Annotated in this window: 10 protein-coding genes; all 10 read left to right on the plus strand. The window is 44.6% G+C overall.

Annotated elements, in window-relative coordinates; genetic code table 11:
* Window positions 1–687, plus strand: a complete 687-nt coding sequence (locus tag B9N86_RS05730; protein ID WP_208918159.1) for a response regulator transcription factor — start codon at window positions 1–3, stop codon at window positions 685–687.
* A 1-nt stretch (window position 688) separates the two neighbouring features.
* A complete protein-coding gene (locus tag B9N86_RS05735) occupies window positions 689–2149 on the plus strand; it encodes a sensor histidine kinase (RefSeq protein WP_208918160.1) in 1461 nt (486 codons plus the stop codon).
* Between the two features lie 49 nt (window positions 2150–2198).
* Entirely contained in the window at window positions 2199–3158 is a 960-nt protein-coding gene (locus tag B9N86_RS05740; RefSeq protein ID WP_208918161.1) for a 4-hydroxy-3-methylbut-2-enyl diphosphate reductase, read from the plus strand.
* 210 nt (window positions 3159–3368) lie between these two features.
* The gene (locus tag B9N86_RS05745) at window positions 3369–4325 is read left to right on the plus strand and encodes an ABC transporter permease (protein ID WP_208918162.1); all 957 of its coding nucleotides are present in this window, start codon (window positions 3369–3371) and stop codon (window positions 4323–4325) included.
* 34 nt (window positions 4326–4359) lie between these two features.
* Entirely contained in the window at window positions 4360–5256 is an 897-nt protein-coding gene (locus tag B9N86_RS05750; protein WP_208918163.1) for a carbohydrate ABC transporter permease, read from the plus strand.
* 77 nt (window positions 5257–5333) lie between these two features.
* Window positions 5334–7001, plus strand: a complete 1668-nt coding sequence (locus B9N86_RS05755; RefSeq protein ID WP_208920116.1) for an extracellular solute-binding protein — start codon at window positions 5334–5336, stop codon at window positions 6999–7001.
* Window positions 7002–7080: 79 nt separating this feature from the next.
* Window positions 7081–8652 (plus strand): response regulator, encoded by a 1572-nt coding sequence (locus B9N86_RS05760; protein ID WP_208918164.1) that lies wholly within the window; start codon window positions 7081–7083, stop codon window positions 8650–8652.
* Between the two features lie 24 nt (window positions 8653–8676).
* The gene (locus B9N86_RS05765) at window positions 8677–10467 is read left to right on the plus strand and encodes a sensor histidine kinase (protein WP_244562960.1); all 1791 of its coding nucleotides are present in this window, start codon (window positions 8677–8679) and stop codon (window positions 10465–10467) included.
* Window positions 10468–10634: 167 nt separating this feature from the next.
* Window positions 10635–11690 carry a 3-deoxy-7-phosphoheptulonate synthase gene (gene aroF / locus B9N86_RS05770; RefSeq protein WP_208918165.1) on the plus strand — a complete coding sequence of 352 codons (1056 nt, stop codon included), beginning with the start codon at window positions 10635–10637 and terminating at the stop codon, window positions 11688–11690.
* 228 nt (window positions 11691–11918) lie between these two features.
* Window positions 11919–13343: a type I glutamate--ammonia ligase gene (gene glnA, locus B9N86_RS05775; protein ID WP_208918166.1), complete on the plus strand. Its 1425-nt coding sequence runs from the start codon at window positions 11919–11921 to the stop codon at window positions 13341–13343.
* The last annotated feature ends 52 nt before the right edge of the window (window positions 13344–13395 follow it).

A 13395-nucleotide genomic window follows, 5' to 3' on the forward strand; every position in this document is an offset into this window, starting at 1 on the left:
ATGCGATCCCGAATTTTAATAGTAGATGATGATGAGAAGATTATTTCTATGCTAAGGCGCGGCCTTGCCTTTGAAGGGTATGACGTCCATACGGCTTCAAATGGTGCTGAAGGTTTGAGAATGGTGCTGAAAGAAGAGCCGGACGTTGTAATATTGGACGTCATGATGCCTCAGGTGGATGGATTTGAAGCGCTCCGCAGGCTTAGAGAAGGTGGAAGCAAGATCCCCGTATTGATGCTTACCGCGAAAGACGAGGTCGAAAACCGGGTTAAGGGACTGGATACAGGAGCGGATGATTATTTGGTCAAGCCGTTTGCACTTGAGGAACTGCTTGCGCGCGTTCGAGCGCTACTACGCCGGAAAACGGGCGAAGAGTCAGGGACACAGAAAATAATGTATGAGGACCTGACTATGGATGCCGATGCAAGAGAAGTAATCCGGGACGGGAAAAGACTGGAGCTGACGGCCAAAGAATTTGAGCTCCTTCATTTGTTTATGATGAATCCAAAGCGGGTGTTGTCCCGTGACTTGATTATGGATAAAATCTGGGGCTATGATTACAGCGGCGAATCGAATGTACTGGAAGTTTATATCGCAATGCTTCGTCAAAAAACAGAAGAGCACGGTGGTAAAAGGTTGATACAGACGATCCGCGGAGCGGGGTATATTTTACGGGGGGATACGTAACATGTCTATTCGGCTGCGTCTTACAGCATGGTACTCCGGTATCCTGTTTATAACGCTGCTTGCATTCAGTCTGGCTGTGTATGGTTTTGTTCATTTATACACCTATGATGAATTGAAATCGCGGATTCAGCAGCAGTATAACAAAATCCGCCCTGTGCCCACCATCAATGAAGACGGCAGTATGGGCTTTACCCCGGACCGATCTTCCACGATGCGTATGGAGGAGGCGGACCTTTACGTTCAATCCTACACGTATCAAAATGAGCGAACGTGGTTGTCAGATAACATGAGGCTTAGAGGGCTTGAATTCGAAGTTCCTACGGTCTCCAAAGCGAAAAAGGAGCAGGGCTTCAAAAAGAAGAATGTCGCAGGGTACCCGTTTATTGTGTATCAAGACTTTGTTTATACACAGGATAACCAGATATACGGATGGCTTCAGGTCGGAGCCTATACTGGGAGCGTTGAAAAAACGCTCGCCCGGCTGAAATCCATTCTGTTCACAGGTTCCTTGGCTACACTCATCATTGCTTCGACCCTAGGTCTTTTCCTGGCTCGAAAATCGATGAAACCGATTCAAACGGTAGCCGATGCCGCCAACCAGATTCAGAAAGGGACAGATCTCAGTGTCAGGATTGAGTATGACGGCCCACAGGATGAGATTGGAAGGCTTATTGGCACATTCAACGGCATGCTAGAAAGAACGGAAGGTTTCTATAAAGAATTGGACGATGCCTACGCGGCACAGCGCAGATTTGTCTCGGATGCGTCTCATGAGCTGAGGACACCTCTTACGACCATCCGGGGAAATGTAGATTTGCTTCATAAAATCTGGGCCGGATCACCATCCGAGCGCCCGGATATGGATGAGGAAACGTTGAAGCAGATAGTCGTTGAGGCTGTTGGGGATATTTCAGATGAGGCGAAACGAATGAGCCGTCTGTTGTCCGATATGCTCTCCCTTGCGCGTGCGGATACGGGTCAGACCTTCGAGAAGGATCCTATAGCTCTGCAGCCATTAATTGAAGAGGTGGTTCGACGGGCCAATTTCCTTCCGAGGAAGGCCGAGTGGCATACCGGCGATTTGTCGGTGCTAAATGGGGTTTACGTGGAAGGTAACCGCGACTATTTGCAGCAGATGCTGTTCATTTTTATAGAAAATGGCTTTAAATATACACCGGAGGGTGAGGTCAGACTGGATGTAATCCTGTACAAGGGCCAGGTAGGTATCCGCTTTTTGGATACAGGAATCGGGATGGACAAGGATGAAATTCCATATATATTTGAACGGTTTTACCGTGCTGATCAATCCAGGGGGGTAACCGAGGGGACCGGGCTTGGATTGTCGATTGCGAAATGGATTATCGACGTGCATGAGGGATCGGTAGAAGTCGTAACTAGACGGGGAGAAGGAAGCACGTTCATCGTCTGGCTGCCGACAATCTTTGCTCCTCCGCTGGAATAGAGTATAATGAAAGGGATTGTGACGCATAAGCAGAAAGCAGGTGAAGACCATGGAAGTGATCAAAATCTCTCCGCGCGGTTACTGTTACGGCGTTGTGGACGCAATGGTACTGGCACGGCAGGCAGCGAAAAATTTGGATCTTCCGCGGCCTATATATATATTAGGTATGATTGTTCATAACAGTCATGTTACGCAGTCCTTTGAGGACGAGGGCATTATAACACTGGACGGTCCGAACCGGATGGAAATATTGAATCAGGTCGACAAAGGCACCGTCATATTTACGGCTCACGGCGTTTCGCCGGAAGTGCGCAAGCTGGCCCGTGATAGGGGTCTGACAACGCTTGACGCAACTTGTCCGGATGTAACAAAGACGCATGATTTAATTCGAGAGAAGGTAGCCGAAGGGTATTCGATTATTTATATCGGCAAGAAAGGTCATCCCGAGCCGGAAGGCGCTATAGGTGTTGCTCCGAATCACGTCCATTTGATAGAGAAGGAAGAAGAGATAGACACTCTGCAAGTGGATCCTGGCCGGATAATCATCACAAACCAGACGACGATGAGCCAGTGGGACATCAAACACATTATGAAACGGCTGCTGGAGAAATACCCAGGTGCCGAAATTCATAATGAAATCTGTCTCGCGACACAGGTCCGGCAGGAAGCGGTGGCCGAACAAGCAGGTCAGGCTGATCTCGTTATCGTCGTGGGCGATCCGCGCAGCAACAACTCGAATCGGCTTGCCCAGGTATCCGAGGAGATTGCAGGAGTAACGGCATACCGAATCGGTGATATCACGGAACTGAAGCGTGAGTGGCTCGAAGGCATAAGTAAGGTTGCGGTCACGTCTGGTGCATCTACGCCAACACCGATTACCAAGGAAGTTATCGCGTATTTGGAACAATATGAACATGATCAGCCCGATACATGGGAGGTTAAAAGAACCGTCAATATGAGCAAGCTGCTTCCTCCGGTAAGGTCGAAGAATGCTACATCCTCCAGTTGACCGTTGTTTAGTATCATTTGTTTTGTTATGTATAACCCGTTGCGGCACTTTCGCTTCGGGTTTTTTTTTGTGCCTTTAATGGTCAATAAGTGAAAACGCTTCACAACTCGATTGTTGAGTATCATATTTCGTTGAATAGGCAAATAGTAAGAGCGGTTTCATTTCGCTAGAATTAAAGCATACAAGAAATCAGTCGGGGGAGGAACAGACATGGCTCAGATATCCGTTGAAAGGGAACATGTTCCAAGACGGAAACGAAACAACATCCTGATCCGGTTTATACAACAGTGGGATATTCAATTGATGGTACTTCCAGCAATGTTGCTCATTTTCATCTTTAGCTACATTCCAATGTATGGCGTGCTAATGGCTTTTCAAGACTATAATCTCTTTGGAGGTATGGGTGAGAGTCCATGGGTAGGACTTAAGCACTTTCGGATGTTCTTCGAGTCTCCTGAATTTTTTAATGTCATGAGAAACACCATTGCCATCAGTCTTTTGAAATTTTTTATCGGGTTTCCAGCTCCGATCTTGCTCGCTTTGATGCTGAATGAGATCCGGCATATGGCATTTAAACGAATTGTACAAACTGTCAGCTATCTTCCGCATTTTCTATCATGGGTTATTGTGTCAGGTTTTGTAATGTCTCTCCTGTCCACAGATAACGGAAGTATCAATATACTGCTGCAAAAGCTCAATCTTATCGAAGATCCGGTAAGTTTTCTATCCATTCCTGAATACTTCTGGGGCATTCTGGTGACGACAGGGGTTTGGAAGGAAATCGGATTTGCTTCGATTGTATATCTGGCTGCCATTGCGGGTGTTGATCCGTCTATGTATGAAGCGGCTGATATGGACGGTGCAAGTAAGTTACGTCAGATTTTTACGATTACACTTCCGACGATTATGCCGGTTGTTATCATCTTTATGATTCTTGCGATCGGTAACTTGCTTACTGCTGGTTTCGAAGACATTTTGCTCCTTGGTGTGAATCCGGTTCTCCGTGAGGTATCTGATGTTATTGATACATACGTTTATCGAGTCGGTATTCAGAATTCCCGTTTCTCATACGCTACCGCAGTCGGACTGTTCAAAGCCGTAATCAGCGTCGGTCTGTTGACCATAGCGAACTTCGTTGCACGTAAATCAGGAAACAGTCTATGGTAGTATTTAGGCCTCTAGTTGAAAGGAGCGAATTATCTTGGTACGTCTAAGTTTTGGAGACCGTCTAATGGTCATCATGATATATGTCATTCTGGCGTTGCTTGCATTCTCAACATTTTATCCGTTCTGGAATGCTGCGGTTATCTCATTTAACAAAGGTGCCGATACAGCGCTTGGCGGCATTACCTTCTGGCCCAGGGAATTTACATTGGAGAATTACAAAATTGTATTTAACGATGAACGCTTGCTGAACGGCTTTTATATTTCCGTGATGCGGACCGTTGTAGGTACAATTGCATCAATCATTACGACTGCGATCTTAGCTTATGGCATGACTAAAAAAGAGTTGATCGGCCGTAGATATTACATGATCTTGTGCATCATCACGATGTACTTCAGTGGTGGATTGATTCCGAGTTTCTTGTTGACCCGCAGCCTGGGATTAATGGATACCTTCTGGGTGTTTATCATACCGTCACTGGTTAGCGTCTGGAACATGATTATATTTAAAACCTTTTTTCAAGGACTTCCCGGTGGCTTGGAGGAGTCAGCCAAAATCGACGGATGCGGCAACTGGGGAACGTTCTTCCGGATCGTGCTTCCGCTTTCAGGTCCAGTCATCGCTACTTTGTCTTTATTTACAGCAGTTAACCATTGGAATGATTGGTTCTATCCGAGTATTTACATCAACAATGAAAATCTGTTGCCAATACAAACGATGCTTAAACAAATCCTTAATACGAATATCGTATCGGATCAGATCGGTAACTTGGATTCAGCGGCACAGGGCCAACTTCAAAAAATGCAGAGTGTCACATCTAAGTCACTGTCGATGGCTACGATGATGATTGCCACATTACCTATCATTATGGTATATCCTTTTGTTCAAAAATATTTTGTCAAAGGTGTATTGGTAGGTTCATTAAAAGAGTAGAGTTGCTTCATAATCGATGTTAAAAGCTAAAGCTTTAACATAAAACCATGGGCATTGCGAAAGGGGAAGAAAGAGAGATGAGGTTGAAAAAAAGGGCACTGACGTCAACAATGACGGCTTTGTTGGCAGGAGCAATGATACTTACCGGATGTGCTGGAGGCACTGGGGGAAAAACAGCAAGCGAAGGGGCTAAAGAACCTGAGAAGACAGAAACTCCAACAACAGAAAGCAAATACGTTGTAGGCCAAAACCCCTTGGATTTTACTTTGTATGGTCATTATGATTGGTATACGATGCCTCCATGGGGTGGAGACGATGCCTCAAAGTACATCAAGGAAACTATGAAAGTTAACGTAACACCGATTCAATCCGGTGGTAACGCAGCCCAAAAATTCAATACGATGATTGCATCGAATTCATTGCCTGATATTATTTGGATGGACCGCGGCTCGGATGTAGAGAAGCTTCGCCAGGCCGGCTTGCTGGTTCCTTACGATGAGTATCTTGATAAATATCCGAATCTGAAAGAATGGCTCGGAGAAGCCGGGATTAATATGCTTCGTTCGGAAGACGGCAAACTGTATCAGTTCCCGAACTGGTATTCAAGCCAGCCGTACGGTAATGCCGGTTATGTTGTCAACAAAAAAATCTATACAGAATTGGGCTCTCCAAAATTGGAGACAACAGATGATTTGTACAAGTACCTGGTAATGGTTAAAGAAAAGTATCCAAATGTAGTTCCGTTTGACCCACATTTAGCGAAAGACGGACAAGGACTGGACATATTGTACACCGCTTTTGCTGAAAATGCGCAAAGTCGCTGGATTGGTATTCGCGGCGTACCTCAAGGTGATAAACTGACTTCCATCTTTACGGATCCGATATTCCGGGAATCTATGCAGTATTCTGCTAAATTGTTCCGTGAGAAATTGATGTCCCAAGATGCGATGACACAAACCGCCGACCAGGTAAAAGAAAAGATGAATACGGGCAGAGTGGCTGTATATGCTTCTGCAAGTCCTACGGAAAATGCGATGAACGCTCATCCTTTGCTGACAGCTAACGACCCTGAAGCAGGTTACTTTATGATCTGGCCGATTCACAAAGAGGGACTAGATAAAAACAAAATCTTCCCGGGTACGTATACTCAGCTCGGATGGAACGTAAGCGTAATTACAAAATCAGCGAAAGATCCGGAAGCTCTCTTTGCTTTCCTCGACTGGTATACAAGTCCTGAAGGACAACGTATCCAGATGTGGGGACCTGAAGGAAAATATTGGCAAGGCCTTGAAGATGATGGCTTAACACCAAAGTTCACAGAACAATATACAACCGATGCAGAAGGTTTGGCTAAATTGCAAGCGATCACAACCAATATTCAGTGGACTGGTAACACGATTTATGTTGACCAAGCAAAAGCTAAATTCGAAAGCACTTTGCCCGAAGAACAGCGTAACTGGTCTACACGTTGGCAGCATGAAATTACATGGAAAACACAATCGAACGCTACAGAGTTCATCAATTTGGATCCAATGCCGGATAGTGAGGAAGGAATTATCCGTCAGCGTGTCGAAGATATTTACTTAGAGGCAAGAGCTAAAGCCCTTTATGCTAAAGATGATGCGGAAGTCATTTCCGTCCTGGATAAAGCAGAAGCAGATGCACAGGATGCTGGCTACGCAAAATTGCTAGAATATAAAACACAGAAATGGCAAGAAAATCTCAAAAAAATGGACGGGAATTAATGATTAATTCCTGATCACCTACTGGGTATACTGCACTTGCAGTATACCCTTAGGGTTTTTGTGAGGGGTGAACAGACTCATGTATAAAGTATTATTAGCCGACGATGAGATTTTGGATTTGGAAGGAATGAGGAGCTTCATACCTTGGGAGTCTCTGGGTATGTCTGTTGTAGATAGTGTGAATAACGGGTTTGCAGCCTGTGAAGTTCTAGAGAAACAAGAGATAGACATTCTAGTAACGGATATACGGATGCCGAATATGACGGGGCTGGAGTTAGCTCAAAGAGCGCTTGAAACGCAAGAAGAAATACGTATTATATTTGTAAGCGGTTACCAAGACTTCGGTTACGTTAAGCAAGCCATAGCATTGAATGCTTGCAGTTATGTTCTGAAACCGATGGATGACAAAGAACTGATTGATGCGCTGAATAAAGTTCGCCGCGAGTTGGATAAAAGCAAGGAACATCAAATAACTGAACTTGCTTATCAGCAGATGGTGCCCATAGTCAAGAATCAGTATCTTCTTCAGCTGTTGGAGAAACCTTACGAGGTTGTTCCTCTGGACGTCCTTAATAAAGAGTATCGACTGAATGAAATGGCATGGCCTGTGTGTGTAGCATTGCTGGAGATCGACGATGTGTCTTGGCAGCTTAATCATTTAGAGGAGACCGATAAACGAAACATGGCAGATCATTTTTTCACACGATTGCATACACTTCTTGCGGAACAAGAGATTCATCATGTATGCAAAGTAACAGATCATCGGACTGCCATACTTCTTGATGAAAGAAATGATAAAGTTATCGCAAGCAAGATCCTAGATCAATTGAAAGAGGAATTTCCATTTACCGTAACCGTTGGGGTAAGCAACCCTGTAAACGGGCTGCAGGACTTGCATCCGTCTTACCGTCAGGCTGTAGCGGCATTGGATTATAAGATGTTCCGTGGAAAAGGAAAATGGATACCTTATGGGGATGTTCCTTCCGAAGATATAAAGGATGCTGAAAATTTATATATCCGGCTGGATTCATTGCTCAGCGCGATGACAAATTATGAGCTTGTACGGATCTATGACGAGCTGGATGCACTGCTACTGCTGGCATCTAGCTTACGTTCTAAATTTACGATTCGAAATTTCGCCATGTATATCATCCTAAAGCTCGACGAGCATCTGCATACCATTAATGAGGACTTATTTAAAATATCAGGCATGGAATTCAAGAACCTTGATGTTTTACTTCAGTTTGAGACGATTGATGATATTTTTTCATGGTTAAAGAGACTCGTTTTTGAAATATCGGAGCAGCTGCACAATCGGAAGCACTCCAAAAATGGACGTTTGATTCAAGAAATTATCGAGGATGTAAGGGGACGGCTTCATGAGAGCATTACCCTTCGGGATATAGCAAACCGATTTTCATTTTCACCCAATTATTTAGGGCTTCTCTTTAAAGAAGAGACGGGTCATAACTTTAGTGATTATGTAATTGCGATGCGCATGGAGAAAGCCAGGGATTTGCTGCGAAATACGAATCTCAAAATTTATGAAATCGCATCTCAAACGGGATATCAATATCTCCCTTATTTCAGTCGTCAGTTCAAGGAAACGTATGGAATGACCCCGCTGGAATACAGACGAAGTCTTTCATGATCGATAAGCAGGGGCGTGTGCAGCATGTGGGCTAAAAACAAAATATCACAGATGTCGTTTGGGTATAAGTTAATGCTATCTTACTGCATTCTCATTATGATCCCTGTTATTCTCATCGGCAACGTCGCCAACCGGATATATACGGAATCTATAAGAGAGCAGACCCGCAGCATTATTCAAGGGACTCTTCACCAGATGAAAAACAATATTGCATTTAAGATGGAGGATACGAAACGGATATCGGACATGCTTTATTTTGATTATTATCTTGCAAGAGTGCTCCGCCATTATGAAGAAGGATGGTCCAGCTACGACTCAACAAAAAATATACTTGTACCGAAATTTCAAACCGCAGTGGAGACGGCAAACCGGCGTATGTGGCTGTCTGTATACCTTAAAAATGATACAATCCCTGAAGTATACAACCTGTATGAAAATGTGAACCCGCTCGATACCAAAGCAAGGTTATACGATATTTATCAATACAAACGGTTAGTAGATAAAGAATGGTATATCAATTTTCCATCAGATGAGGTGTATGGAACAACACTGCAATGGAGGCAAATTGAAGAAGACAGCAAATATGGCAATATCTCACTCCTTCGAAGAATTATAGATGTTGGCGGAGATAAGTATCCCTATGAAGAAATTGGATTTATGCGGATCAGCGTATCTCTTAAAGATTTGTTTGATGGCGTGGATTTTCAAAAAATAGGGGAAGGCACCACGATATATATTTCGGACCCCAGCAGCCATGTTATTGTATCATCAGGATCAGATGGTGTTTCGGAAGTTGCGGCATTAAACCAGCTAAGCAGGAACGAAGATGACCTTATTATCCGTGATAGCTTGCCAGGGTTAGATATGGAACTTGTGGCTATAATACCCGCAGATATCGTTGAAAAGGACTCCGTTAAAGTTCGAAATCTGACGTTGTTTATTGGTTTGGGATGTGTTGTCATCTTCTTTTTCCTAAGTGTTATCGTATCCCGTTATTTCGGAAAAAGGGTATCAAAAATTGTGAAGGTTGTGGACTCTTTTCAGGAAGGGGAGTTCCATAAGCGGATCTATTTTAAAGGCAATGACGAATTCACAAAAATTGCTTCGGCTCTAAATGAGATGGGTAATAATATTGGCAGGTTGATCCGCGAGGTTTATTTGGCCGACCTGCAGAAAAAAGAGGCGGAACTGGAGTCCCTTCATGCGCAAATCAATCCACATTTTTTATATAATACGCTGTCTTCAATCAGCCGACTGGCTAAATTTGGGAAGCTGGAGAAGCTGCAACGGATGGTGCTTGATCTAGCTAAGTTTTATCGTCTTTCGCTTAATGATGGCAGGAATGTTATCCCTGTAAAGAATGAACTGGAGCAGGCTCAGGCTTATATTGATATTCAAAAAATCAAATATGAAAGCCGGATGCAGGTACAGTACGACATCGCCCCAGAGCTTGTACGTTATGAGACGGTAAAGCTGATTCTGCAGCCCTTCATCGAAAATGTGCTAGAGCACGCCTGGATGGGGGACAACATTTATATTCGGATTAGTGGGCGCGTAACAGACGAGGGTCTTGAGTTTAAAATTATCGATAACGGTGTCGGCTTTCCACCTGGAATGATAAAGGAGCTGACTGGCGCCCAGGATTTGACGAATGCCGGCTACGGTTGTAAAAATGTCGATCAGCGGATTAAGCTGCACTATGGTCAGCAATACGGAGTAACCCTGTTCAGCCGCCCCGGAATAGGAACGACGGTGAGAATTATAATTCCATTGGTTAAGCGCCAAGTAGCAGAGGGGCGAAGCAAAAATACTTGATTGGATTGGATCCCTATTTGTCAGTCATTGATTTTGGCTTGACGAGTAGGGATATTTTTAGTATATTTGCTTTATTGCTTAAAAGCTTAAAAGCTAACAAGCGCGAAAGCGAATTATCAACGTAAATGATGAATGAAAAGATAAAATTTAGAAAGAAGGCTGTATATATGATCGTCATTACATCTAATCAAATTCCAGAGGAACAATTCCGTCAAATTGTAGGAGAAATCGAGAAAGAAGGACTTCAAGTCCATGTCTCTAGAGGAGCTGACCACACAGTAATCGGTCTCATCGGCAGTGTGAATCCAAAACTTTCAGAGCATCTTCGGCAAATGAAGGGTGTAAAGAATGTTGTTAAGATTACTAAATCCTATAAGCTGGCAAGCCGGGATTTCCATCCTGAAGACACAGTGATTGATATCAAAGGTGTCAAGATCGGAGGCGGCAATCTGGTTGTAATGGGCGGGCCTTGTGCGGTAGAATCTGCAGAGCAGATTGATGAAATTGCCAAGCTGGTCAAAGCTGCTGGTGGTCAGGTGCTTCGAGGAGGCGCGTTTAAGCCTCGTACGGGACCTTACAGCTTTCAAGGTATTGGAGTGGAAGGTCTTATTATGATGGCTGAAGCGGGAGAAAGACATGGCCTGCTTACGATTACAGAAGTAATGACACCGGAATATGTGGACGTCTGCGCAGAATATGCTGACATTTTGCAAGTAGGAACCCGAAATATGCAAAATTTCGATCTGCTGCGGAAGCTGGGCACCTGTGGCAAGCCGGTGCTGCTGAAGCGCGGGTTCAGCTCAACCTATGATGAATTCCTCAATGCAGCTGAATACATTCTTGCAGGCGGTAATCCGAATGTAATGTTGTGTGAGCGCGGAATCCGAACATTCGAGACTTATACTCGTAATACACTTGATTTGTCTGCCATCCCTGCCCTGCAGCAGCTGAGTCATCTGCCGGTTATATCTGACCCTAGTCACGGAACAGGCCGACGTGAGCTTGTTGAGCCTATGTCGAAGGCTTCCGTTGCAGCTGGTGCGGACGGACTTATCGTCGAAATGCATACCGATCCGGACAATTCCATGACTGGTGACGGTGTTCAATCTCTGTTCCCGGACCAGTTCGCGGAGCTGCTTAAAGACCTGGAGAAACTTGCGCCTATCGTGGGAAAAACCTTTAACACCACTAAAGCTCCTGCTGCAGAATTCCAACGGGTTTAGGCCATACAGTTCAATAAAGGCGTCTTTCTTAGGAAAGGCGTTTTTTATTTGTGTGTAAGTATATATAGAATATTATGTTATGTTATATAACACGGATTCAGAAAATACCTTACATGAGTATTGACGTTACGCATTATGGCAGAATATAATGACTGAAAAGAAATCAAAAGATGATGAACATTCACTAGTGATACTATGTTTAATGTTCGGAAATTAGGAGGAAGAGACATGTCGGCTGAAAATGTAATGAAGATGATTCAAGAGAACAACATTGAGTGGGTTGATTTTCGCTTTGTAGATTTGTCGGGACGTGCGCACCATATTACCCTGCCGGCATCCGAAGTGGATGAAGAAACGTTTGTAAACGGGGTAGCCTTTGACGGTTCATCCATTGCAGGCTTCCGGGGAATTGAAGAATCAGATATGGTTATGATGCCGGATCCGGAATCTTGCTACATTGATCCTTTTACCGCGCATCCTACACTTAACATTATGAGCAATATTTATACACCAGATGGTGAAGCATATGAGCGTGATCCCCGTGGGATTGCAGCACGGGCAGAGCAATTTTTGCAGGACAGCGGCGTAGGTACGGCAGCGTTTTTTGCGCCAGAGTCTGAATTTTTCCTGTTTGACGATGTTCGTTATGAAAGCACGATGAACAGCTCCAGCTATGTTGTTGAATCAGAAGAAGCGGCATGGAACACCAACCGTAAAGAAGAGGGCGGCAACCTGGGATTCAAGATTGGAGTCAAAGGAGGATACGTGCCAGTAGCTCCAGTTGACACACAGCAAGATATTCGCAGTGAAATGTGCCGCTTGCTGAACGAAGCTGGTCTTCGTGTAGAGCGTCATCATCATGAGGTAGCGACGGCAGGTCAGGCAGAGATTAACTTCCGTTTTGATACCCTCAAAAAAACAGCGGACAATCTGTTGATTTACAAGTACATTGTTCACAATACTGCACGTCAGTATGGTAAAACAGCTACCTTTATGCCAAAGCCGCTCTTCGGTGATAATGGCAGCGGGATGCATGTTCACCAGTCCATTTTCGATGGAGACACACCTCTCTTTTATGAAAAAGGCGCTTACGCCAATCTGAGCGAAATGGCCATGCATTATATCGGCGGTATTCTATATCATGCTCCAGCCCTGATCGCACTGACGAACCCTAGCACAAACTCCTTTAAGCGCCTTGTTCCAGGATATGAAGCTCCAGTTAACCTGGTATTCTCCAAAGGTAACCGTTCGGCAGCGATCCGGATTCCAGTTGCGGCTGTAACGCCAAAGGGCTGCCGCATTGAGTTCCGTACTCCAGACTCCACCGCAAACCCATATCTGGCCTTCTCCGCTATGCTGATGGCTGGCCTTGACGGTATTAAGCGTAAGATTGATCCGGTAGCACTGGGCTATGGTCCGTTCGACAAGAACATTTACGAGCTGTCTGATGCTGAGAAAAAAGAAATCCGCAGCGTACCAGGCACACTGGATGAAGCGCTGGACGCACTGCAAGCTGACTATGAATTCTTGACTGAAGGCGGCGTGTTCACGAAGGAATTCCTCGATAACTTTATTGAATTGAAGCGCGGTGAAGCCAAAGCAGTATCCATCCGGGTACATCCGCACGAATACTCGCTCTACTACGATATTTAATACAACATGTATGAACAGGAAATACGCCTGCGCATTAAGAGCGTAGGCGTAT

This window comes from Paenibacillus uliginis N3/975 (genome assembly GCF_900177425.1).
Taxonomy (GTDB): Bacteria; Bacillota; Bacilli; order Paenibacillales; family Paenibacillaceae; genus Paenibacillus_AQ; species Paenibacillus_AQ uliginis.